Below are 24110 nucleotides of genomic sequence, written 5' to 3' on the forward strand. Positions count from 1 at the left end.
ACCGGGTGCCGTTCCGGCGAGTTCAGCCCTGCGACGGCGAGAGTTCACGCTCCCCACGCCTGATCGACGATAGGGCGCGACGCGGTCCCCGCGCGTCGGGCGAACGGACGACAACTACTTGTCGTCACCCAGCATCTTGCGCAGGTCGTCGGGCAACTGGAAGTCGCCGGCGTCCTGGCCGCCACCGCCGAATGCGGCGGGCAGCTGACCCGGCTGCGGCGGGGCCGGCTGCGTGTTGCCCTGGTTCGCCCGCTTGGCCGGGTTGCCGGAGCCGCGCTTCTTGCCCTTCTTCTGCTGCTGCTTGGCCTTCCGCGCGCCACCGCCGCCCATGCCGGGCATCCCTGGCATACCGGGCATCCCCGGCATGCCCTTGCCCGACGCCATCGCGGCCATCATCTTGCGGGCCTCGAAGAACCGCTCGACCAGGCCGCTGACGGTGGCGACCTCGGTGCCGGAGCCCTTCGCGATCCGGGCCCGGCGGGAGCCGTTGATGATGTTGGGATCGGTCCGCTCGGCCGGCGTCATCGAGTGGATGACCGCCTCGATCCGGTCGATCTCGCGCTCGTCGAAGTTCTCCAGCTGGTCCTTGAACTGGTTCGCCCCGGGCAGCATGCCGAAGATCTTGGTCAGCGGGCCCATCTTGCGGACCGACTGCATCTGGGCGAGGAAGTCGTCCAGGGTGAAGTCCTTGCCGCCGCGCTTCTGCAGCTTGGCCGCGGTCTTGGCGGCCTCCTCGGCGTCGAACGACTTCTCCGCCTGCTCGATCAGGCTCATCACGTCGCCCATGCCGAGGATGCGCGACGCCATCCGGTCGGGGTGGAAGACGTCGAAGTCCTCGAGCTTCTCGCCGTTCGAGGCGAACATCACCTGGCGGCCGGTGACCTGCGCGATCGACAGCGCGGCGCCACCGCGGGCGTCACCGTCGAGCTTGGACAGCACGACGCCGTCGAAGCCGACGCCGTCGAGGAAGGCCTGGGCGGTGGTGACCGCGTCCTGACCGATCATCGCGTCGACCACGAACAGGATCTCGTCCGGCGTGACCGCGTCGCGGATGTCGGCGGCCTGCTTCATCAGCACCTCGTCGACACCCAGCCGGCCGGCCGTGTCGACGATGACCACGCTGTGCTGCTTGCTCCGCGCCTCGTCCATCGCCCTGCGGGCCACGTCGACCGGGTCGCCGACGCCGTTGCCGGGCTCGGGCGCGAACACCGGCACGCCGGCCCGCTCGCCGACCACCTGCAGCTGGGTCACCGCGTTCGGGCGCTGGAGGTCGGCCGCGACCAGCATCGGCGTCTGGTGCTTGGCCTCCTTCAGCCACTTGGCCAGCTTGCCGGCCAGTGTGGTCTTACCAGCGCCCTGCAGACCGGCGAGCATGATCACCGTCGGCGGCCGCTTGGCCATCCGCAGCTCGCGGGTCTCGCCGCCGAGGATGTTGACCAGTTCCTCGTTGACGATCTTGATCACCTGCTGCGCAGGGTTCAGCCCGCCGCGCACCTCGGCGCCGCTGGCGCGGTCGCGGACCGCGGCGATGAACTCCTTCACCACCGGCAGCGCGACATCGGCCTCGAGCAACGCGATCCGGATCTCCCGCGTCGTCGCGTCGATGTCGGCGTCGGTCAGCTTGCCCTTGCCGCGCAGATTCTTGAACGCCGTGGACAGACGATCGGAAAGCGTGTCGAACACCAGGAACAGTCCGTTCTTCAGAAAACCCAGCTCACCCAGACAACTCCCCGAGTCTACCGGGCGCGGTTGACAACCGGAGGGTCAGGCCGCGAGGCTCTAACCGGTCAATCGACCCAGAACGGTTAGGGGCTCGGGTGGGCAAGCAGCGAGTAGTGCTGGACGGACCATCGAACCTGGGTTTGCGGCCACCGGTCAAGGGCGCGGTGCCGGGCTGCTACAAGCTGGCCGGGGCGTTGCGCGACCAGGGATTGCTGCAGCGGATCAACGCTGCCGACGCCGGCTGTGTCACCCCACCGAGGTACGACCGGGAAGGCTGGAAGCCCGGTGACGGGGTGTTCAACGCTGAGGCGATGGCGTCGTACACGGTGCGGCTGGCTGACCGGTTGACGAAGTTGTTCGACGACCAGCGGTTCGTGGTGCTGCTCGGTGGTGAGTGCAGCAACCTGCTCGGGCCGGCGTTGGCGTTGAAGCGGCGCGGGAGGTACGGCGTGGTCTACATCGACGGGCACTCCGACTTCCGGACCGTCGACAACTCGTCGTACGTCGGGGCAGCGGGAGGTGAAGCGCTCGCGCTGGTCACCGGACGTGGCCAGACGGACCTCACTGATCTCGAGGGACTGTCGCCGTACGTCCAGGACACGGACGCTGCCCTATTGGGCATTCGGGAGGACGACGAGTACGTCGGTGACGTCGAGGCAGCCGTGATACCGGTGTGGTCTGCGCTCGAGATCATGGCGGCGCCGGCTGCGGACGGCGTACTGCAGCATCTCGAGCGGGACGAGCTCGACGGGTTCTGGGTGCATCTGGATGTGGACATCCTCGATGCCGAGGTGATGCCGGCGGTGGACAGCCCCGACCCGGGTGGCATCGACCACTCCCAGCTGCAAGCACTCCTGCGGCCGCTGCTGGCATCAAACAAGTGCATGGGGATCGACATCGGCATCTTCGACCCTGATCTGGATCCCGACGGGGTCTACGCGGCCGAGCTCACGGACACACTGGTCGCGTCACTCAGCTGACCAGACGAGTCCTTGACCGTGTGGCTCGGCTCGGCCGAGAGTCCGCCGTTCGCCACCGGGCCAGGTCTGCAGCTCGACCATGACTGCTCGTGGCAACGGCTCGAGGCGTAGGCGCGCCAGCGGGGTCGACTCGGTGGCCTGAGCGCCGAGATCAGCGAGGTGGTCGTCCACTGCGGCCCGGTCGTCGCGGCTCAGGTACTGCCACATGATCGAGTGCCACACCACGGTCACGTGCCCCTGCGACAGCTCGAGGCCGCGCACGAACGAGACGGCGTCCTCCCGTCGTACGTCGGCCGGCACCTGCCGCGCGATCTCCACCGCACCGCGCAATCGCTCCAGCCGCTGCGCCATGTCCGGCCACACGTACGACGTCAGCGTGCGTGCGCCCTCTGCGGTCAGCGGGTTCACCGGAGCGATATCGCTCCCCACCCGCTCGGCGATCCGTAGCTCCGCCGGCTTCAGCGACTGCCCGGTCCAGGCGTCCTCGAACACCACAGGACTGTCGGCCGGGCCGTACGACGTCCCGTCCGCGGTGTAGCGGAAGTGGTCCGCCCGCAGGTTGAGCCCAGCGCTGGCACCGATCTCGAACAACCGGACCGGCAACGGCACGGCCTCGACCAACTGCAGTAGACCGCCATAGAGCGCAGCGGCCCGGCCCACCTCGTTCGTCTGCGGTGGCTGGGTCAGCAACACCCGCAACTCAGCGGACCGCGACTGCAGGGTCTGCTCGAACGCCTCCCAGCCCAGCACCGGGTCCCAGGTCCCACCGACGCTCGGATAGAACGCCGCCAGCTCGGGCACCTCTCCGGCCAGCACCAACCCATGTACGGCGGCCAGCAAGCGCAGAGCGATCGCGTCACCGAATGGGCGATCCTCATAGCCGGCCAGTACGCCGGTCGACACGCCTCCGACCTCGTAGTCGTCCACGATCAGCCGAAGGAGTTCGGCGTACATCGGGGACCCGAGGTCCTCACACGCAACCGCTTGATGCTGGAACGCCGCTACGACATGCACACCACTGAGATTAGGTCGTGTCTGGTAGTCCCACGCCGTAGCGAGCAGGTGCTCGGTGCGGTGCATCGGTGCGCGGGAGCGAAGGTCTCGATGCGGCGCATCGTGGCCTTTGCTCACGTGCGGCGAGGTGCCGTGCCGAGTGCCGCGCAGTAGGCGGGGGACTACCAGACACGACCTAAGAGGTCAAGCGATCCAGGACCGTCTTGGCCGTCGTCCGCGCGTCCTCCTCGTCGAGCGGAGCACCCTGCGGATCGGTGAGGTAGAAGACGTCCACGCACTCCGCACCGAGTGTGCTGACGTGGGCTGACCGGATGTCCGCTCCGGTGAAGGCGATGGCTGCAGTGACGTCGTAGAGCAGGCCCGGGCGGTCGTGTGCTCGTACTTGCAGCACTGTGGCCGTCTCTGAAGCTCCGGGCAGGAGGTCGACCCGGCTGTCGAGCCGATGCTTCACCGCGGACGAGTCGCGCGCGGCCAAGCGGCGTACCAGGTCAGTGCTGTCGCGGAGCGCCACGGCAAGCCGGTCACGCAAGCGGATCGGATCAGGCAGCGAGCCCGCAACCGTCCACTGCGAGATACCCAAGCCCTCAACGGATGTGATGACAGCGGACCGCACTGCGAGCCGCTCCACCGCCAGCACGGCGGCAACGGTCGACAGCGTGCCCACTTGATCGGGTACGGCGACGTTGATGCGCAAGTCACCGTGATGGTCGGCCACTGACACGCCCAGCCGTCCTACGCCGACCACCTGATGCAGTGTGGGCACGGGAACTGGCGGAGCATCGGTCCACATGCCCTCCCCTCCTCCGGACAGCTCGCCACGCACACGACGACACAGTTCACCGACCAGCCGCATCCGCCACGGTGACGCCGCCGCCGGACCAGCAGCCCGCGCATCGGCGTACGTCAGTGCCTCGAGCAGGTCCAGCGTCTCGGTGTTGCGGACGATGCCCACGACCAGATCGACTGTCATCGGGTCGTCCAGGTCCCGGCGGGTGGCGACCTGCGCAAGCATGAGGTGCTGCCGGACCAGCAGCGCGATGGTGTCCGCGTCTGTCTCGGTGAATCCGATGCGGCGAGCAACCGTCCCGGCGATCACGGCTCCGGTGACGCTGTGGTCGCCGTCGACCGCCTTGCCCAAGTCATGCAGCAATGCGGAGACGAGCAGGAGGTCAGGACGCCGTACGTCGCGCACCATCTTGGACGCCTCGACACACGTCTCCAGCAGATGCCGGTCGACGGTGAAGCGGTGGACCGCGGACTGTGGCGGCCGGAACCGGACCGTGTCCCACTCCGGCAGGATCCGCGAGATGTAGCCGGCCTGGTCCAACGCCTCCCACACCTCGAGCAGTCCGCTGCCGGCACCCAGCAGAGCGCACAACAACCGCCGTGCCTCACCCGGCCACGGCTCGGGCAACGCCAAGGCGCTCCTGGCCAGCCGACCACACACAGCAGGCGACAGGACGAGCTCACGATCCGCCGCAACAGCAGCAGCCCGCAGCCCAAGTACTGCGTCCCGCTCCGGCCGCGCATCCGGCATCAGTACGACTTCACCTTCGTGCTGACCGACTCCGTCATCCAGCGCCAGCAGCAGAGGTCCGCCAGTCCGTTGCCGACGCCTGGACCGCGGCGGCCGCGTCATCAGACTCTCCACCCGCCGCCATGACACGTCACACACATGCGCCAGCGTTCGGCCGGTCGCATACACGTGCCGCAGCAGTTCGTCCCGCCCGTCCAGACCCAGCCCGGCTGCGACCTCACCGGCCAGGTCGGCCACCAGTCGGTCGGTGGAACGACCCGCAACCTTGTGCAGCTCGTCCCGGATGTCCAGAAGGTCCAGCCGCGCCCGCTCCACCACCGGATGCGGTACGTCGACCAACCAGGAAGCCACCAAGGAACGCAGTACGACGGCATCCCGCAGACCGCCGTACGCCTCCTTCAGGTCCGGCTCGGCGAGATGCGCCAGCTCACCTACCGACGTCGCACGGTCCCGGCAGGCCTGTGCCAGCGCAGGCAACCGCGTCCGCGCCGTACGACGCCAGTCCGCCATCAGCACTGAGCGCAGCTGCAGTGTGAGGTGCGAGTCCCCCGCGACATGTCGTGCGTCCAGCAGCCCCAGGGCGACACGGACATCGTCGGCCGCCGCCTGCCGGGCCTCCGCCAACGTCCGGACACTGTGATCCAGCTTGGTCCGCGAGTCCCACAGCGGATACCAGATCTGTGCCGCCAGCTCGTCCACCCGCGGGTACCCCTCGGCGTGCACGAGCATCACGTCGAGATCGCTGTACGGCGACAGCTCCTCGCGGCCGTAGCCGCCGACCGCGACCAGCGCGACGCCCTCGGTGGGCACACCGAGGGCGTCACAGGCCTTGGCGAGGAGCAGGTACAGCAGCGCGTCGGCCTCCTCGGCACGAGCGCGCCGCTGTTCTGCCCGGTTCACCATCTACAGTGCGTCTCCATCCAGCTCGCCGGTGCGGACCCGGACGATGGTCTCGACCGGAGTGACCCAGACCTTGCCGTCACCGATCTTGCCGGTCTGTGCGGCCTTCACGATGACATCCACCACGTCCGAGCTGTCGCCGTCCTCGACGACGACCTCGAGCCGGACCTTCGGGACCAGGTCCACCTCGTACTCCGCACCGCGGTACACCTCGGTGTGGCCCTTCTGCCGGCCGTAGCCGCTCGCCTCGGTCACCGTCATGCCGGTGACGCCGAACGTCTCCAGCGCGGCCCGGACGTCCTCCAGCTTGTGCGGCTTGACCACCGCGGTGATCAGCTTCATGCGTTCGCACCTTCCTTCTCGGACGTCTCGGTGGACTCATTCTCCGGGTCGGCGGCCGGCGCCGGCGTCCGGGCCAGTGCGTTGTGCCCGCGCAGGCCGGCCGCACCGAGGAAGTCGTACGCCGTCTCGGCGTGCTCGGCCTGGTCGACACCGGCGACCTCGTCCTCTTCCTTGAGCCGGAAGCCGATGGTCAGGTCGATCACCTTGGCGAGGATGAACGCGATCGTGAACGAGTAGACACCGACCACCAGGTTGGCCAGCGCCTGCTTGCCCAACTGCGAGGCGCCACCGCCGTAGAACAGGCCGTTGACGGCCGACGGGGCTGCAGCCGAACCGAGGAAGCCGATCGCCAGCGAGCCGAACAGACCGCCGACCAGGTGGACGCCGACCACGTCGAGCGAGTCGTCGAAGCCGAGCTTGTACTTCAGCGAGACCGCGAAGGCGCAGACCGCACCGGCGAGCAGACCGAGGATGATCGCGCCGACCGGGGTGACCGCGCCACAGGACGGCGTGATCGCGACCAGACCGGCGACCGCACCGGACGCCATGCCCAGCGTGGTGGCCTTGCCGTGCCGGATCCGCTCGACGATCAGCCAGCCGATCACCGCGGCGGCGGTGGCGACCTGGGTGTTCACGAACGTGACAGCAGCGGTGGTGCCGGCGCTCAGCGCCGAGCCCGCGTTGAACCCGAACCAGCCGAACCACAGCAGTCCGGCACCGAGGATGACCAGCGGCAGGCTGTGCGGCCGCATCGGGTCCTTCTTCCAGCCGATCCGCCGGCCGAGCACGATCGCCAGGGCGAGCGCGGCCGCACCGGCGTTCACGTGCACCGCCGTACCGCCGGCGAAGTCGATCGCCTTGAGCTTGTCGCCGATCCAGCCGCCGTTGCCGCCGTCGAGGAACCAGACCGAGTGCGCGACCGGGAAGTACACCAGCAGCGTCCAGCCGACCACGAACGCGATCCAGCCGCGGAACGTGGCCCGGTCGGCGATCGCGCCGGAGATCAGCGCCGGGGTGATGATCGCGAACATCAGCTGGAAGGCGACGAACGCGAGCGTGGGCGTCGTCCCGGTCACCGCATCCGGCGACAGCAGGCCCTTCAGGCCGACCTCGGAGAAGTCACCGATCACGTGCCCGGTGTCACCGGCGAACGTCAGCGAATAGCCGACCACCACCCACAGAATCGTGACGACGGCGATGGTGATGAAGCTCATCATCATCATGTTCAGCACGCTCTTCACGCGCACCATACCGCCGTAGAAGAAAGCCAGGCCCGGTGTCATCAGCATCACCAGGGCGGCGCTTGCCAGGACCCAGGCGGTATCGCCGGGCACAGTCGTCATGAGCGTCGTCCTTCCATCGTTCCGGACGTGACCGGCGTCCTCAACCAGGAAGCTCCACAACGCCGGGGAGCCCGCCCGCCAGCCACACCGCACACGGTGTCGGCGCGCCGTTTCAGCCGATCGGTCCGTTTGTTTCAGGCATGTGACAAAGAGGGCGATCAGGTGACATCGAGGTGACATCGCCCAAGGTGTGGCACTCTGGCCTGGACCACACGGGTACGCAGCCGCGCCACTGCGCCCGTCCGACCTGGGGAAACGAAATGGGGACCAACCACGGGGTGAGGCCGCGCCGCGGCAGGCCGCGGGACCCGGACGCGGAGCCGAGGATCCGTAGGTACGCCGTGCAACTGCTGCTCGAGCGCGGATTCGACGGAATGACGGTCGACGACGTCGCCGAGGCGGCGGGCGTCGGCAAAGCCACCATCTACCGCCGCTGGGCCAGCAAGGAACTGCTGGCCAACGACGCGATGGCGGAGCTCTTCGACATCCAGATACCGGACGCGGACACCGGCTCGATCGCCGGCGACCTGCGCCAGGTCTACGCCGACGCACTGGCGTTCGTGAACAGCGAGAACGGCCTGGCACTGATCCGCCTGGCGGTCACGGAGGCGAACCGCGACGAGCGGTCCGCACGGATCTACCGTGAGCTGCTGGACCACCGGATCGAGCTGACCCGGGATGCGCTGGAACGGGCCCGCAAGCGCGGTGAGCCGATCCGGACCACGGTGGACCCGGTGCTGATGGTGCAGTGGCTGGCGGGCATCTTCGTCATCCGCGCGCTGACCGGCGAGCCGATGCCGGCGCCGGAGGACGCGGACAAACTGGTGGAGTTCACGCTGCGCTGCATTTTCGACAAGGGTTCAGGGGCGAATCCCGGGACCAACCGCCAGGCCGGCCACGGCCAGTTCGGTGACCCGGCGGACCCGGCCTGAGTTCAGGTCCCAGGCGAGCACCCAGCCTCGGACCTCGAACAGCGGGGTGTCGTGGTCGTACCAGCCCAGTACGGCGCAGCAGCCGGGCTCGCGCACGTACGGCCGGTCCATGGGCGGGGCCGAGGACATCACCGTGGGGTCGCCCAGCACCAGCAGGCGGCTCGGCTGTGCCTGCAGGGTCGAGATGGCCGCCACCACCTGCGGCTGTGAGGCGTTGGTGGTTACTGCCGGGATCAGACCGTCCGCGACGAACAGCCGGGCGGCGGCGCTGTCCGTGGAGAACGTCTGCCCGACCCATGAGCGCACCGGCAACGGCAACTGCAGAGCGCTGTCGACGATCCACTGGCCACCGACCATGTAGCGCAGCACGGCACCCTTGTCGAGCCGGAACGGCGCTGTGACCGCCGACGGATCCGCGGCACCCGCGATCGCCACGAGCGGCTCCTCGCCGGTGCCGCTCTCCCCCACCAGCACCCGGTAGGCGACGCCCGGCCCGCTGACGAGAACGCGCTGGGCATCCGGCAGCCAGGAGACGCTGCGGATGTCCCGGGCCGGCATCTTGATGCGGAACACCTCTGCCGTCGCCGCGTCGACGGTGACCAACTCGCCCGGCTGCGGGAAGGCGGCGATCCGCCCGTCCGGCGACACCGCCCCGGAGCTCAGCGGCGTACCGGTGCGGATCGGGAGAAGCTCCACGTCGGCTCGCGCCCAGGAGGAGTCGGAGCCCAGCAGGAGCGGTACGTAGCGGTCGCCTCGGTCCTCGAGCACGACGGCGGCGATGCGGTCCAGCGGCCTGTCCGCGAGCGGTTCGACGTTGTCCGGTAGCTGCAGGCGATCGCCGAGCGGCGTCTCGAGCCGGTCGAGGAACCGTTCGCTTCCGGACGGCGGAGCGACCCAGAAGTCGATCCCGTTGATCTGTCCGTCCGGGGCGCGGATCTCCGGATTGCTGGGCGGTGTGATCGGTGGGATGAACTGGGAGTTGTCGTCACCGCTGAGGCCCACTCCGATCGCAGCGATCACAGCGATGAGCACAGCAGCGATCAGACCGATGAGGATGCTGCGCCGCCGGCGGCGACGGGTCTCCACTCCGGCCGCCCAGGCCGCGTCGGCCAGATCCGGTTCGGGCAGCCGGTCGGATGCCTTGGCGAGCATCGGCTGGACGTCCTCGCGCCTCATCGCTGGTCGCCACCAATGTCACGGGCCCTGTCAGGTGCGCTGTCGCGGGGGCTATCCCGCCAGTCGCCCCCGCCGCCGAGCGCCGTACGGAACCGGCTGAAGGCGGACATGCCGTGTCCGTGCACGGTCTGGTGGGACATGTTGAGCATGTCCGCCACCTCGAACTCGGTGAGCTCCTCCAGGTGGAGCAGCACGAACACCGTGCGCTGTGCGGGCGACAGCTCGGCCAGCGCGAGCTTCACCGGGTCGTCCTCGTCCGGGAACGCCTCCACCCGGCCCCACCGGTTCAGAGCAGGCTGGTAGAGCAGCCGCTGAACGAAGACGTCCGGATCGTCCACCCTGGTCCAGCGCAGCGCGAGCCGGGCGAAGGCGTGCAGCAGTGCATCCTCGGCACGCTCAGGATCGCCGTACACCAGGTACGCCGTTCGGAGCCATCTGCCCTGCCGCGCATCGACATACGAGGCGAAATCCGGGTCGACCGTTTCGTGCATCCACCCTCCCGCCTCTATTCAACTCCTCAACTACTGCGGGCGGCCACTGCCAGCCTGATCTCTTCGCCGATCAGGTCGAAGTTGACACCGCCCGCAGCCATCAGCCCTGCCGCTGCGGCAGAGATGACCTGCGCCCTCGGATCGGTCACGTTGCCGGCCGCAAAGACGCCCGGCACCTGGGTGGCGCCCATCGCGTCGACCTGGACAGCGGTGCCCAGGACGATCCCATTGGCCTCCAGCTCGGTCGTCTCCAGCCCCAGATCGGTCAGGAAGCCCGCACGCGCCCGCATGGTGCTCTGCACGGCCAGCGCCTGCCGTGGGATGACCTTCCCGCCCTCCAGCCGGACACCGGTGAGTTTGCCGTCCTCCACCTCGAGCTGCTCGACCTTCCCTTCCACTACTGAGATGCGGCGGGCCGCGAGCTCCTCCCACTGCTCATCTGTCGGCTCCGGCGCGGTGTGCAGGAACAGCGTCACGTCGTCACTCAGCTGCCGGAACAACTGCACCTGGTGCAGCGCCATCACCGTGGTCGCCAGTACGCCGATCGCCTGGTCGCGCACCTCCCAGCCGTGGCAGTACGGGCAGTGCAATACGTCCTTGCCCCACCGTTCGGCCAGCCCGGGTAAATCGGGCAGCACGTCCGTCAGCCCGGTCGTCACCAGCAGCCGCCGGCCCTGGTACGTCGTACCGTCTGCAAGCTCGACTTTGAAGTCGCCGTCCCGGCGGGCCGTGGTCACGGTGCCGGTGACGACCTCACTGCCGTACCCGATGACCTCCTCGCGGCCGATCGCGTACAGCTCGGCCGGCGGGACCCCGTCCCGGGTCAGGTAGTTGTGCACGTGCTCCGCCGGCGCGTTGCGCGGCGTACCGTCGTCGATCACCAGGACCGACCGGCGCGATCGGACCAGCGCCAGCGCTCCACTCAGCCCGGCGGCGCCTCCGCCGATCACGATCACGTCGTACTTCTTCATCTCCGGCTCCTCTCGGTTGGCTCGAGAGTGCGTGACGATTCTCGTTTTCGACAACTTTGTTTGCCAGAATGGCAACATGGAGTCCTACGACGACGTACTCGAAGCAGTCGGATCACGGCTGCGCAGCCTGCGATCGGAGCGGGGTACGACGCTGTCCCAGCTGTCCGAGGAGACCGGGATCTCGGTGAGCACGCTGTCCCGGCTGGAGTCCGGACAGCGCCGGCCGACCCTGGAGCTCCTGCTGCCGCTGGCACGGGCGCATCAGGTCCAACTGGACGAACTGGTGGACGCGCCACCGACCGGCGACCCGCGGATCTACGCGAAGCCGATCAAGCGCCACGGCACGGTGCACATCCCACTGAGCAGGCGGCCGGGCGGTCTGCAGGCCTTCAAGCAGATCCTGCCGGAGGGCTACCCCGGCAACGACGTACAGCAGAAGACACACGAGGGCTACGACTGGATCTATGTGCTCTCCGGACGGGTCCGGCTCAAGCTCGGCGACCAGGACTTCATCCTGAAGGAGGGTGAGGTGGCGGAGTTCGACACCCGGGTGCCGCACTGGTTCGGCAACCCCGGTCCTGGTCCGACGGAGGTCCTGTGCCTGTACGGGCCGCAGGGCGAACGCATGCATGTCCGGGCGCGCACCAAGTAGGCTGCGGCGGTCTGTCAGGCGATCCGTGTGACTGAGGAGGAACTGGTAGTGAGCATCGCGTTGTTCACCCTGGGCGGCACCATCGGGATGGCCGGCAAACACCGACTGACCGGCGAGGACCTGGCCGCCGCGATCCCCGGGCTGTCGGAGCTCGGTCACCCGGTCGAGATCCAGGACATCGAGGCAGTGCCCAGCGCCAACCTCACCGCCGCGAAGATGCTCGAGGTCGTCGACGCCGCCTCGAAGGCCGTGTCCGCCGGTGCCACCGGAGTCGTGGTCACGCAAGGCACAGACACCCTGGAGGAGACCGCCTTCTTGGTCGACCAGGTCTGGCCACACCCACAGCCGTTCGTACTCACGGGCGCTATGCGCAACCCCACGCTGGCCGGCCCCGACGGCCCGGCGAACCTCCTGGCTGCTCTCCGCGTCGCCTGCTCCCCCGCGGCCCGCGACCTCGGCGCACTGGTCGTGTTCAAGGAGGAGATCCACGCCGCCCGGTGGGTGCGCAAGACGCACAGCACGAGTACGGCGACGTTCGTGTCGCCCAACACCGGACCGATCGGGCACGTGGTCGAGGACCGCGTCCGAGTCCTCACGCGTCCGATGCGCCTTGACGGCGTACAGGGAAGTGCGGAGCCGGCGGAGCTCGACGCGACGCGGGTGGCGCTCTACACCGTCACCATGGACGACGACGGCCTGCTGTTGCAGGGGCTGGCGGACACTCACCAGGGTCTGGTGGTGGCCGGCTTCGGCGTCGGACATGTCCCGGCCGCACTTGCTCCAGTGCTCGGAGAGCTGGCCGCGAAGATGCCAGTGGTCCTGACGTCGCGCACGGGCGCCGGCTCGATCGTACGCAACACCTACCGGTCGGTCGGGTCGGAGTCGGATCTGCTGCAGCGTGGCCTGATCGACGGCGGCTTCCTGGACCCGTACAAGGCCCGGGTGCTGCTTCGGTTGCTCTTGGCAACAGATGACGACATCGCGGCGGCGTTCGGACAATACGTTTGATTGATTTACGTTTGATTATTTGATTATTGCCTTAGGCAACCTTCCGGGGTTCGGGCAGACCAGAGGTCGTACCTCCTACCCACGGATCGGGGTTGTCAATCAATCGCCACGAAGATCGGACGAATCGTGGCAAATCCGTCGCTTGAACTTGACCACGGCCGCCCGACAGTGCTCGGATCGTCACCGCTCGGGGATCGATTTCGAAGATTGGGAGATGGTTGCGCCGTGGTCGAGCAGGCTCAGGGCAACACAACGGGGGACAGCGATTACGAGGCGGTCGGCGGTGGTCCCGCGATCGCCTCGGTGGTGGATGTCTTCTACCGCGATGTCCTTGCGGACCCCCAGCTGGCCGGCTACTTCGCCGACAGCGACCTGGCCAAACTGAAACGGCATCAGGTGCAACTGGTCTCGCAGGTCATGGGCGGACCGGTCACGTACGACGGCCTCGCGCTGTCCGAGGCGCACAAGGGCCGCGGCATCACCGGTGACGACTTCGGCAAGGTCGTGGTGCACCTGGTCGCCGCGCTGGAGGCGCACGACGTACCCGCCGACATCATCGGTCGGGTGGTGACAGCGCTGGGCGCCACCCAGGACGACATCGTCGGGGTGCACTGACGCGGATGGACCCGGCTGCTCTGAAGAACAGCTGGGCCCTGGTCGCCAAATCCGGTGACGAGGTGCCGTTGTTCTTCTACTCCCACCTGTTCCTTTCCCATCCTGAGGTCCGGGAGATGTTCCCGGTCTCGATGGCCGCCCAACGCGACAAGCTGGTCGGCGCTCTCGGCGCCGTCGTCAGCAACGCCGCACAAATCGACGAGGTGGTGCCCTTCCTGCAACAACTCGGCCGCGACCACCGGCGCTTCTCGGTCGTCGCCGAGCACTACTCCGCGGTCGGAGCGTCCCTGCTCGCGACGCTGCAGCACTTCCTGGGTGCTGCATGGACGTCCGAGCTGGCCGCCGACTGGGCCGAGGCCTACGGCCTGGTCGCGACCGTGATGGTCCAGGCCGCCGAGGAGTCGGCCACCGGTGACGCCCCCGCCTGGTGGACCGGCCAGGTCCTCGGGGTGGACCGGCGCACGATGGACGTCACGATCGTGCAGATCCACCCGGAGCGACCGCTGGACTACCGGCCCGGCCAGTCGGTCGCGGTCGAGATCCCCTACCGGCCGCGGCGCTGGCGCTACTACAGCCCGGCCAACGCTCCGCGCAGCGACGGCTCGATCGAGCTGCACATCGGCCTGGTCCCCGGTGGCCAGGTCAGCGGACCCGCCGTTCGGTCGCTCAAGCGTGGTGACCCGGTCCGGATCGGCGCTCCGGTCGGGGACACGCTCAAGCTGCCCGAGGACGACGGCCGGGACCTGGTGATGATCGCCGGCGGCACCGGACTGGCGCCGTTCCGGGCGATGCTCGAGCAGCTCGACCGGCGGACCCAGCCGAGCCAGGTGCCCCGCGTGCATCTGTTCCACGGTGCGCGGATGCCGTGGAACCTGTACGAGCACAAGCAGCTGACCAGCCTCACCCAGCGGCCCTGGTTCAGCTACACCCCCGTGGTGTCCGACGACTCGTCGTACCCTGGGGCGCGCGGGCAGGTCGGCGCGATCGCCGCCGAGCACGGGCCGTGGACGGACCGCACCGCCCTGGTGTGCGGCTCCCCCGCCATGGTCCGGCACACCGTCGCGGACCTCACCGAGGCCGGGGTGCCGGCCACCGCCATCCACACAGAATCCTTGGGGATCACGACCTCGGCAGGGAGTCAGCAGTGACGCGCCAAGATCCGTTCGCCGGCCGACCGGCTCAATCGCCGTACACGATCCGGCACAAGACCTTCGGCACCCGCCGCAAGGGCCTGGACCAGGACGAAGTCACGGCGTACCTGAGCGACCTGGCGGACCAGATCGAGTACGCCGACGCGGACCGGGCCGAGCTGCGGGCGGAGGTCGAGCGGCTCCGCAGCAGTTCGCCGGACGCGGACCAGCGTGCCCACATCACCGCCCACGCGGTCGGGCTGCTCAGCCAGGCGCAGCAGATCGCGGACAACCTGGTGGGCGAGGCGGAGCAGTACGCGAAGGATCTGGTGGAGACGGCTCGTACTCAGCAGCGGGACGCACTGGAGCAGGCTCGGGACTCGGTGGAATCGGCTGTGAAGCACTTCCCGGCGAGCGATGCTCCGGTCGCCGAGCTGGAGTACGTGCGGACGTTCACCCGGGTCGCACATGTGCAACTCCGGTCCGTCCTGGACGCATTGGCGGAGCAGGTCGAGCGGCTGGGTCATCTACCGCAGGTGCCGGCCGAGGCGGCGACTCCCCCGGACGACGAGGTGCTGTGGTGGAACGACCTGTCTGCCGGCCCGGACGGGGGCGGCATTCAGGAGACGCCGACGGTGGCCGGCCACCGTCGGCCTATCTGAGCGCTGCCGCCTTGCTGGTCAGGTAGTCGCGCTCGGGGACGCTCGTCGTACCGTGGGCCGCCGCGCGGAAGTGCTGCGCGGCGGTCTCGTGGTCGCCCTTCATCTCGTACAGATGCCCGCGTACGGCGTCCAGCCGGTAGTGGCCGGGGAGTTCCTCGTCGAGTGGCTCGAGGAGCTTCAGACCGGCGTCGGGGCCGTCCACCATCGCGGCGGCGATGGCCCGGTTGAGCTTCACCATCGGGTTGCCGGACAGGTCCTCCAGCAGCCCGTACAGCGCGAGGATCTGCGGCCAGTCGGTGTCCTCCGCCCGATCCACTTCGTCGTGCAGCGCGGCGATCGCGGCCTGCAGCTGGTACTCCCCGAGTGGCGGTGTGTCGAAGGCCTGCACGGCCAGTGCGACGCCTTCGGTGATGTGGTCCTTGTTCCAGAGCGTGCGGTCCTGGTCCGTGAGCGGGATGAGCTCTCCGGCGCCGCCGGTGCGGGCCGGGCGGCGAGCGTCGCTGAGGAGCATCAGCGCGAGCAGTCCGGTGACCTGTCCGTCGTCCGGCAGTAGTGCGTGCACGCTCCGCGTCAGACGGATCGCTTCCGCCGACAGATCGCTGCGCTGCAACTCCGGACCGCTGGTGCTGGTGTAGCCCTCGTTGAACATCAGGTACAGCACGTGCAGGACGTTGCGGAGTCGCTCCTCGCCGGTGTCCAACTCGAAGGCGACGCCCTTGAGCCGCTGCTTCGCCCGGCTGATCCGCTGCGCCATCGTTGCCTCAGGCACCAAGTAGGCGTGCGCGATCTCGGCGGTGGTCAGGCCGCCGACCGCCCGCAGCGTCAGCGCGATGGCCGACGCCGGCGTCAGCTTCGGGTGGCAGCACAGGAACAGCAGCCGCAGCGTGTCGTCCTGCTCCTCGACGTCCTCCGGCGGTACGTCGCGCAGCGCGGCCTTCTCCTCACGGCGTCGCCGGGCCTGCTCCTGCCGGACCTCGTCGATCAGCCGCCGCGACGCTGCCTGGATCAGCCACGCCTTCGGGTTGTCCGGCGTACCGTCCCGCGGCCACGTCGTCGCAGCGGCCAGCAGCGCCTCCTGGACGGCGTCCTCCGCCGCCGCGAAATCACCGGACCGCCGGACGAGCACGCCGACAACCTGCGGCGTCAGTTCGCGCAGCAGGTCCTCGAGGTGGTGGTCATTCGTAGAGGTCGGCATCCGACTCCATCACCCGGCGGACCTCGATCGGCTGCTCGACCGGGACACCGCCCGGGCCGGGCGCGGCGGACTGCTCGGCCGCGATCTCCAGTGCGCGTTCCTCCGACTCCACGTCGACCATCGTGTAGCCGGCCAGCACCTCCTTGGACTCGGCGTACGGACCGTCGGTCAGCACCGGCGCACTCACGCTGGCAGCCCGGACGACCTTGGCGTGCCGGGGCCAGGTCAGGGCCTGCGCCTCCACCAGCTCACCGCTCTCCCGCAGCCGGTCCAGGCCGTCGCTCAGGTATTGCAGGTGCGCCTTCATGTCGGGCTCGTCCCACTCCAGCATCGGGGTGTCGACGTTCCCGCCGTCGTAGTGCATCAGCAGCAAGAACTTGGTCATCTCGTCTCCTCCTTCGGGCCCACCTCAGTGTGGGCGAACCCGCTCCGGACTCGCGGTCTCCAGCGGTACGTCGGCCGCGGGGATGACACCGAGTTGCGTGGTCTGCCGGTGCAGTGTCGCATCGAACAGCCACTCGGTCGCCGTACGGACGCGGTTCCCCGGCATGGACATCAGATGGTAGCCACGGGTCACCGCCTTCGCGGGGAGCCCGGCCAGCGGGATCTGCAGCGGGTTGGCCGCCGCCTGTTTGCCACCCAGGTCCACCACGAAGCCGAGGTCCTTGTGGGTGTACGGCTTGCGCTCACCGGTCCCGAAGCTGGCGGCAACGTTCTTGGCAGCCCGCCGGCCCTGCCGCTCGGCATGCTGCGCCGTCATCGGTGTGACCTCACCAGGCCGCGTCAGGTCGGGTACGGCGGCCGCGTCGCCACACGCGAACACCTCTGGGCGGTCAGGCACGTTCAGGTACTCGTCGACCAGGAGACGCCCCTTCTCCGTCTTCAGCCCGAGTCCCTCCACCACAGGGTCCGGACGGACGCCGACACACCAGATCAGCGAATGAGTCGGTACGTCGGACTGGTCGGTGAGTCGAACACCGTCGTGCATGGCCTCTTCGACCGACGTACCCATCAGGACCTCGACACCACGCTCGCGCAGCACTCGGTCCGCCGTACGCGACAGGCGCTCGTCCAGCTCGGGCAGGACGCGGTCTGCGATGTCCAACAGCATCCAGCGCATCCGCTGATCGCGTAGGCGCGGTCTGCGCTTCTTGAGCAGCTCGGTGTACAGCACGCCGTGTGCTGCCACCTCTGTGCCCGTGTAGCCCGCTCCGACGACGACGAACGTGCAGAGTGCGTCTCGCGCGGCCACATCGTCGGTGGCGTCGGCGAGCTCGATCTGCTGGGTCAGATGGTCACGCAGGAAGACCGCTTCGGGGATGCCACGGAAGCCGTGCGCGTACTCCGTCACGCCGGGGATGGGCAGCAGCTTGTTCACACTGCCCGCGGCGATGATGAGCCGGTCGTACTCGAGCTCGTCGCGCCGGTCGAGCGGATCGGCGTACTGCACCGTGCGACGGTCCAGGTCGAGTCCCTCGACCTCTCCGAGCACCAATCGGACGTCGGGCAGCGCGTCCGCGATGGACACCGTGATGTTCCGGGGCTCCAGGATGCCGGTGGCGACCTCAGGCAGCAGCGGGACGTACAGGAAGTAGTCGGTCGGGTTGATCACCACGACCTCGGCCCGGCCCTTGGCCAGCCGGCACAGCGTCTTGGCCGCGTGGAACCCGGCGAACCCAGCACCGATGATCACGACTCTTGGCAGCGTCATGCCACCTGAGTACCAGATCAACCCGCCCGGCAAACAGCCTCAGTCCAACGGCGTGTGTCAGCGCAGCGGCGTGTCGGTCCAGCCGGCGTGTCAGTCCAGCAGGGCGTCGACGAACTGCTCGGCGTCGAACGGGGCCATGTCGTCGGCGCCCTCGCCCAGGCCGACCAGCTTGACCGGTACGCCGAGCTCACGCTGAACGGCGATCACGATGCCGCCCTTCGCCGTACCGTCGAGCTTGGTCAGGACCAGTCCGGTGACGTCGATGACCTCGGCGAAGACGCGGGCCTGGGTGAGCCCGTTCTGGCCGGTGGTGGCGTCGATGACGAGCAGCACCTCGTCCACCTCGGCGGTCTTCTCGATCACCCGCTTCACCTTGCCCAGCTCGTCCATCAGGCCGGTCTTTGTGTGCAGCCGTCCCGCCGTGTCGACCAGGACGGCGTCCGCCTCCTCCTCGATGCCCTGCTTGACCGAGTCGAACGCGACGCTGGCCGGGTCGCCGCCCTCGGGACCGCGCACGGTCCGGACCCCGACCCGGTCACCCCAGGTCTGCAGCTGGTCCGCGGCCGCAGCCCGGAACGTGTCGGCCGCACCCAGTACGACGTGCTTGTCCTCGGCCACCAGGACCCGAGCCAGCTTGCCGACCGTGGTGGTCTTGCCGGTGCCGTTCACGCCGACGACCATCACGACCGCCGGCTGCGTCTCCTTGCGGCTCACCTTCAGCGTCCGGTCCAGCGACGGGTCGACCAGCGCGATCAGCTCCTCGCGGAGGATGTCGCGGGCCTGCGCGCCGCCGACGCCCTCAACCCGCATCCGAGTCCGCAGCTTCTCGACCAGCTCCTGGGTCGGCGCCACTCCGACGTCCGCAGTGATCAGCGTGGTCTCGATGTCCTCCCACGCCTCCTCGTCCAGCTTGTCCCTCGACAGCAGCGCGAGCAGGCCCTTGCCCAGCGACCCCTGCGACCGCGCCAGCCGCGCACGCAGCCGGACCAGTCGTCCCTGCGCGGACTCCGGCTTCTCGATCGTCGCGGCCGGGGCCTCCGCCGGCAGCTCGGTGTCCTCCAGCGTCCGGGTCGGCGTGTCCCGCGGCTCCTCGGCGTCCTCACCGACCGTCGGCTCAGCGGTGTCGAGCGACGCCCGCTGAGTGGCCTGGGGCAGCTGGGACCTCCGACGCCGGGACACGACGAGTCCGGCGGTACCGGCGACCAGGACAGCCGCAACCACGACGATGATCGCGATCAGGGCCTGGTCCGAGAGCAGAGTGACAAGCTGTGGAGTCAACACGGTTCCCCATCTTGACAGACACCAGGCCCGCCCTCCGCATCCATCACGTCAGGCGCACCAGCTGTCGCGGTACGTGAGGCGGCACCAGCTCGGGCCGGTGGGTGAGCAACACCACGGTCCGGTGCCCGGCCGCGGCGAACAGGTCCTCCAGCAGCGCCCGTCCGGTCTCCTCGTCCAGGTGCTCGGTCGGCTCGTCGAGCACGAGTACATCGCGGTCGGCCAGCAGCAGCCGGGCGAACGCGAGCCGCTGCCGCTCACCGCCCGACAGCCGGGCGCCGTGCTCGCCGACCATCGTGTCGAGCCCGTCGGGCAGGTTCTCGACGAAGACACCGAGTCGGGCGCGGTAGAGCGCCTTCCAGAGCTGCAGGTCGCTGACGCCGGGCTTGGCGAGCAGGAGGTTCTCCCGGATGCTCGTGTCGAACACGTGGCTCTCCTGGGTCAGCAGGCCGACCACGGACCGGACCTGGTCGCCCTCGAGCTTGGCCAGGTCGACACCGTCCAGCAGTACCTCGCCGTCGCGTGGCTCCAGGAACCGCAGCAGGACCGCTGCGAGGGTGCTTTTACCTGAGCCGCTCGGGCCGGTGATCACCACTCGGCTGCCGGCTGGCATGTCCAGGCTCAACCCGTTGAGTACGTCGGCGTGGTCGGCGTACCCGACTCTAAGGAGCTTGACCTCGAGGTCGCGTCCGTGGGTCAGGGGTAGCGGGGTCTTGGGTTCGGTGACAGGCTCTGGGGTGTCGAGGAGCTCTTGGACCCGGTCGAGTGATGCACGGACGCGGATCGCGAGTTGTGCGGCGGCCGGGATGCCGCCGAGGACGTCGGCGAGGGCGAGTGGGGTCAGGACGAGTACGGCGAACACTGCGCCGGTGATGTTCGCCGTACTGCCGAGCACCAGACCGGCCAGGCTCGCACCGCCGACGCACAGCACGAGGAGCGCTGCGCCGAGCCCTGCGCTCCAGGCTGAGCGGCGCTCAGCCGCGGCTAGGCGGGAGTCGCTGGCGGTGAACGAGTCCAGCACGTTGTCGAGCGCGTTGAACGCGACGATGTCGCCTGCGGTGAGCAGCGTCTCGGTGGCGGAGGCTGCTACCTCGCCGCGTGCACCTGCCAGCTTCCGCTCGGCTCGTGCAGCGGTCTTCGCGGTTAGCCACGGTACGACGGTGCACGCGATCAGGACCGCCAACGCGACGGCTACACCTGCGGTCGGCAGCAACAGAGCTATGAGGACCACGGTGGCGGTGGATGTCACCGCTGCGACCGCTACCGGCAGCAGCACGCGCAACCACAGGTCCAGCACCGCGTCCACATCCAGCACGAGCCGCGCCAGCAGGTCACCCTTCCGCTGCGAACTCAGCCCGCCCGGCGCCAGCTTCTCCAACCGCCCAGTGATCCGCGCCCGCGTCTCCCCCAGCACCCGGTACGCCGCGTCATGCCCGACCAACCGCTCGACGTACCGGAACACCCCGCGCCCCACCCCGAACGCCCGCACCGCCACGATCGCCACCATCAAGATCAACACCGGCGGCTCAGCCGCAGCAGTAGTGATCAACCAGGCAGAAGTAGCCAACAACCCCACCGCACACCCAGCCGCCGCCACCCCCGCCGCAAGCGCCAACCCCAGCTGCCACCAAACCCCCCGCTCAGGCAAAACCAGCCCAACCGGAAACCGCCGCTCGGGTAGCAGTTCTCTGAGATTGCTCATGCGTTGACCAGTTCTCGGGTGCCTACGGTGACTGTTCGGTCGGCGGCGGCTATGAGGGCCGGTCGGTGGGCGACCATGAGGACTGTGCGGCCGCTGGCGCGGAGGCCGGTGATGACTGTTGCCTCGGCGTCGGGGTCCAGGCCAGCTGTGGGCTCGTCCAGGAGGAGCACGGGAGCGTCGGTGATCAGCGCTCGGGCTAGCGCCACCCGGCGTTGCTGACCGCCGGACAGCAGTTGACCTTGCTCGCCGACTGGCTTGTCGAGCTCTAGTTCACCGGCGCCTGCCGCAATGAGCGCGAGCCGGACCTCGTCGTCGGAGGCATCCGGCCGACCCAGCCGCACGTTGTCTGCGATTGTGCCCATCCGCAGCCCAGGACGCTGTGGCACCCAGGCGAACTGCCGCCTCCACACCGTCGGCTCGAACTCATCCGCCGCACTCCCACCCGCAACCACCACACCTCGCTCCAGCTCCACAAACCCGAGCAGCACAGCCAGCACAGTCGACTTCCCAGTCCCGCTCGGCCCAGTGAGCGCAACCACCTCCCCCGGCCGCAGGTCCAAGTCGAACCCGTCCAGCGCAGCCTCGTCGCGACCCGGGTACCGCACCGTCACGTCGTACAGCTGCAACGGACTCACCCGCAGATCCGGTACGTCGGTCCGATCACCGCGCTCCGGCAGCGGCGTCTCCAGGATCCGGAACACCTCTTCGCTCGCGGCGACCCCGTCCGCACTGGCGTGGAACTGCATGCCGACCTGACGCAACGGCAGGTACGCCTCGGGCGCCAGGATCAACACCATCAACGCCGTCTCGAGCCCGAGCTTGCCGTCGACCAGCCGCAGACCGACACCGACAGCGACCAGCGCCACCGAGATGCTCGCCAGCAGCTCCAGCGCGAACGACGACAGGAACGCCAACCGCAGACTGCTCATCGACGCCACCCGATGCTTGTCCGTCACCCGACGTACGGCGGACTCCTGAGCCTTGGCGCGGCCGAACAGCTTCAGTGTGGGCAGACCGGACACGACATCGGCGAAGTGATGCGCGAGGACGGACAGCGCGTGCTGGCGGCGCCGGCTGTGGGCTTGGGTCGCCCACCCGATCAGCGCCATGAAGATCGGGATCAGCGGGAGCGTGACCACGACGGTGCCCGCCGCGATCAGGTCGCCCGTCGCCATCCAGCCGATCACACCGGCCGGGACCGTCGCGGCCAGTACGAGCTGCGGCAGGTATCGCGCGAAGTACGGATCCAGGTCGTCGAGTCCCTTCGTCAGCAGAGTGGTCAAGGCACTACTGCGCTCACCACTCAGCCACACCGGCCCGAGCTTCAGCGAGTGCTCCAGCACCTGCCGACGCAGCGTCGACTTCACCGCAGCCGCCGCCCGCTGCGCCACCACCTCCTGCCCCCAAACCAGCAACCCCCGCCCCACCACAACAACCCCTAGCCCCAACGCCACGGCCGTCAGCCCGCCACCCAACAGACCCCCGCCCAGCAAGCCACCGCCGAGCAGACCACCGTCCGGCACGCCGCCACCGGCCTCACCGCCGCCCGCGTCTCCACGGAGTACGCCGGTGCCTCCGTCGGCGACCGGCACCATGCCGGCGATGCCGCGCGCCAGCAGGATCGCCTGGACCACGATCAGCAGTCCGCTCGCGATCCCGATCAGCACCGACGCGGCAAGGAAGACCCGGGCACCCCGCGCTCGGCGCAGCAGCCGCGGATCGACGGGCTTCATGTCGCGGACTCCGAGACAGCGACCGGCTCGACAGTGATGCGCTTGCGGAACACCCAGTACGTCCAGCCCTGGTACAGCATCACCAACGGCAGGAAGATCCCGGCAATGATCGTCAACACCTTCAAGGTGTACGGCGTTGACGCGGCATCAACTGTTGTCAATGTTGATTGCGGATCAAGTGTTGACGGCATCACGGCCGGGAACATCGCGGCGAACAACGACGCCACGGCCAGCCCGACAGCGAGCGCCGTACCGAGGAAGGCCCAACCCTCACGCCGGACCCAGTTCGCAACCAGGCCACCGGCGAACGCCACCACCGCCGCAGCCGCAACGATCCAGGAGCCGGTGTCACCGCGGATCGTCTGAGCCCAAGCAAGGAAGACGATCACCAGCACCGCCGCCACCAACCCGGCACGCGAGGCCAACCGATTGGCCCGCGCCCGCAGATCATCCGTCGTCCGCAAGGCAAGGAAGATCGCGCCATGGGCAACGAACACCGCGGTGAACGCCACCGCACCGAGCAGAGCGAACGGACTCAACAGGTCACCGAAGGTGCCGACGTACTCGAATGAATCATCCAGCGGCACCCCACGCACCAGATTGGCGAACGTGAGACCCCACAGCAGCGCAGGCAACACCGACCCGACCGTGATCATCGTGTCCATCCGGCCACGCCAAACCAGGTCGTCGCGCTTCCCGCGGTACTCCAACGCCACCCCACGCAGGATCAGCGAGACCAGGATCGCGAACAGCGGCAGGTAAAACCCGCTGAACAAGGTCGCGTACCACTCCGGAAAGGCAGCGAACGTCGCCCCGCCGGCCACGATCAGCCACACCTCGTTGCCGTCCCAGACCGGCCCGATCGTGGTGATCACCGCCCGCCGCTCCGGCTCGTTCCGCCCGAGCACCCGCAGCAGCGTGCCGACGCCGAAGTCGAATCCCTCCAGCACGAAGTACCCGATCCACAACCCCGCAATGGCGAGGAACCAAACAGTGGTGAGTTCCATGGCCAGCCC

The 24110-nt window shown here is 68.8% G+C and carries 22 protein-coding genes; 7 read left to right on the top strand and 15 right to left on the bottom strand.

The features are described from left to right. Positions 1–114 precede the first annotated feature (114 nt). Positions 115–1683: a signal recognition particle protein gene (gene ffh, locus E0H73_RS14110; protein WP_131355074.1), complete on the bottom strand. Its 1569-nt coding sequence runs from the start codon at positions 1681–1683 to the stop codon at positions 115–117. Positions 1684–1817: 134 nt separating this feature from the next. Between ffh and E0H73_RS14115 the strand changes: the two genes are divergently transcribed. Continuing rightward, complete coding sequence (locus E0H73_RS14115) at positions 1818–2702, top strand: arginase family protein (protein ID WP_238163994.1); 885 nt, start codon at positions 1818–1820, stop codon at positions 2700–2702. On the opposite strand, the gene E0H73_RS14120 is transcribed toward E0H73_RS14115, so the two are convergent. From E0H73_RS14120 to E0H73_RS14135, 4 genes are all read right to left on the bottom strand, one after another. After that, a complete protein-coding gene (locus E0H73_RS14120; RefSeq protein ID WP_202867386.1) occupies positions 2691–3716 on the bottom strand; it encodes a DUF2332 domain-containing protein in 1026 nt (341 codons plus the stop codon). The two genes, E0H73_RS14115 and E0H73_RS14120, sit on opposite strands and share 12 nt — an antisense overlap. A gap of 175 nt (positions 3717–3891) precedes the next feature. Next, entirely contained in the window at positions 3892–6156 is a 2265-nt protein-coding gene (locus E0H73_RS14125; RefSeq protein ID WP_131355083.1) for a [protein-PII] uridylyltransferase, read from the bottom strand. Beyond that, the gene (locus E0H73_RS14130) at positions 6157–6495 is read right to left on the bottom strand and encodes a P-II family nitrogen regulator (protein ID WP_131355085.1); all 339 of its coding nucleotides are present in this window, start codon (positions 6493–6495) and stop codon (positions 6157–6159) included. Beyond that, positions 6492–7838: an ammonium transporter gene (locus E0H73_RS14135; protein ID WP_131355088.1), complete on the bottom strand. Its 1347-nt coding sequence runs from the start codon at positions 7836–7838 to the stop codon at positions 6492–6494. Before E0H73_RS14135 ends, E0H73_RS14130 begins: the two co-directional genes overlap by 4 nt. A gap of 260 nt (positions 7839–8098) precedes the next feature. On the opposite strand from E0H73_RS14135, the gene E0H73_RS14140 reads away from it, so the two are divergent. Next, complete coding sequence (locus tag E0H73_RS14140; protein WP_131355091.1) at positions 8099–8770, top strand: TetR/AcrR family transcriptional regulator; 672 nt, start codon at positions 8099–8101, stop codon at positions 8768–8770. On the opposite strand, the gene E0H73_RS14145 is transcribed toward E0H73_RS14140, so the two are convergent. Genes E0H73_RS14145 through E0H73_RS14155 form a run of 3 tightly spaced genes read right to left on the bottom strand, consistent with a single transcriptional unit; the run spans position 8699 to position 11408 of the window. Continuing rightward, positions 8699–9946, bottom strand: coding sequence for a hypothetical protein (locus tag E0H73_RS14145; protein WP_131355094.1), 1248 nt, complete (start codon positions 9944–9946; stop codon positions 8699–8701). The genes E0H73_RS14140 and E0H73_RS14145 overlap by 72 nt on opposite strands. After that, positions 9943–10437: a sigma factor-like helix-turn-helix DNA-binding protein gene (locus E0H73_RS14150; protein ID WP_131355097.1), complete on the bottom strand. Its 495-nt coding sequence runs from the start codon at positions 10435–10437 to the stop codon at positions 9943–9945. The genes E0H73_RS14145 and E0H73_RS14150 overlap by 4 nt, the downstream gene beginning before the upstream one ends. 26 nt (positions 10438–10463) lie before the next feature. Next, on the bottom strand, positions 10464–11408 hold the full coding sequence (locus E0H73_RS14155) for an NAD(P)/FAD-dependent oxidoreductase (protein WP_131355100.1): 945 nt from the start codon (positions 11406–11408) through the stop codon (positions 10464–10466). A gap of 76 nt (positions 11409–11484) precedes the next feature. Here E0H73_RS14155 and E0H73_RS14160 point away from each other — a divergent pair, with 76 nt between their 5' ends. From E0H73_RS14160 to E0H73_RS14180, 5 genes are all read left to right on the top strand, one after another. Further along, positions 11485–12060: a helix-turn-helix domain-containing protein gene (locus tag E0H73_RS14160; RefSeq protein WP_131355103.1), complete on the top strand. Its 576-nt coding sequence runs from the start codon at positions 11485–11487 to the stop codon at positions 12058–12060. Between the two features lie 48 nt (positions 12061–12108). Beyond that, positions 12109–13068: an asparaginase gene (locus tag E0H73_RS14165; protein WP_131355107.1), complete on the top strand. Its 960-nt coding sequence runs from the start codon at positions 12109–12111 to the stop codon at positions 13066–13068. A 225-nt stretch (positions 13069–13293) separates the two neighbouring features. Continuing rightward, positions 13294–13683 (top strand): group I truncated hemoglobin, encoded by a 390-nt coding sequence (locus tag E0H73_RS14170; RefSeq protein ID WP_131355110.1) that lies wholly within the window; start codon positions 13294–13296, stop codon positions 13681–13683. Between the two features lie 5 nt (positions 13684–13688). After that, complete coding sequence (locus E0H73_RS14175; protein WP_131355113.1) at positions 13689–14831, top strand: globin domain-containing protein; 1143 nt, start codon at positions 13689–13691, stop codon at positions 14829–14831. Further along, positions 14828–15475 carry a DivIVA domain-containing protein gene (locus E0H73_RS14180; RefSeq protein WP_165555669.1) on the top strand — a complete coding sequence of 216 codons (648 nt, stop codon included), beginning with the start codon at positions 14828–14830 and terminating at the stop codon, positions 15473–15475. Before E0H73_RS14175 ends, E0H73_RS14180 begins: the two co-directional genes overlap by 4 nt. Here E0H73_RS14180 and E0H73_RS14185 read toward each other — a convergent pair. From E0H73_RS14185 to cydB, 7 genes are all read right to left on the bottom strand, one after another. Then, positions 15468–16670, bottom strand: a complete 1203-nt coding sequence (locus tag E0H73_RS14185; RefSeq protein WP_131355119.1) for an RNA polymerase sigma factor — start codon at positions 16668–16670, stop codon at positions 15468–15470. The genes E0H73_RS14180 and E0H73_RS14185 overlap by 8 nt on opposite strands. Next, the gene (locus E0H73_RS14190; protein ID WP_131355122.1) at positions 16651–17055 is read right to left on the bottom strand and encodes a YciI family protein; all 405 of its coding nucleotides are present in this window, start codon (positions 17053–17055) and stop codon (positions 16651–16653) included. Before E0H73_RS14190 ends, E0H73_RS14185 begins: the two co-directional genes overlap by 20 nt. A 24-nt stretch (positions 17056–17079) precedes the next feature. Continuing rightward, positions 17080–18381, bottom strand: coding sequence for an NAD(P)/FAD-dependent oxidoreductase (locus E0H73_RS14195; protein ID WP_131355125.1), 1302 nt, complete (start codon positions 18379–18381; stop codon positions 17080–17082). A 90-nt stretch (positions 18382–18471) separates the two neighbouring features. After that, the gene (ftsY, locus tag E0H73_RS14200) at positions 18472–19662 is read right to left on the bottom strand and encodes a signal recognition particle-docking protein FtsY (protein WP_131355128.1); all 1191 of its coding nucleotides are present in this window, start codon (positions 19660–19662) and stop codon (positions 18472–18474) included. Between the two features lie 43 nt (positions 19663–19705). Beyond that, complete coding sequence (cydC, locus tag E0H73_RS14205) at positions 19706–21361, bottom strand: thiol reductant ABC exporter subunit CydC (protein ID WP_131355131.1); 1656 nt, start codon at positions 21359–21361, stop codon at positions 19706–19708. Then, the gene (gene cydD / locus E0H73_RS14210) at positions 21358–23094 is read right to left on the bottom strand and encodes a thiol reductant ABC exporter subunit CydD (protein ID WP_131355134.1); all 1737 of its coding nucleotides are present in this window, start codon (positions 23092–23094) and stop codon (positions 21358–21360) included. Before cydD ends, cydC begins: the two co-directional genes overlap by 4 nt. Then, the gene (cydB, locus tag E0H73_RS14215; protein WP_131355137.1) at positions 23091–24101 is read right to left on the bottom strand and encodes a cytochrome d ubiquinol oxidase subunit II; all 1011 of its coding nucleotides are present in this window, start codon (positions 24099–24101) and stop codon (positions 23091–23093) included. Before cydB ends, cydD begins: the two co-directional genes overlap by 4 nt. Positions 24102–24110: the final 9 nt, after the last annotated feature.

It is taken from the genome of Kribbella pittospori (genome assembly GCF_004331465.1).
GTDB lineage: Bacteria > Actinomycetota > Actinomycetes > Propionibacteriales > Kribbellaceae > Kribbella > Kribbella pittospori.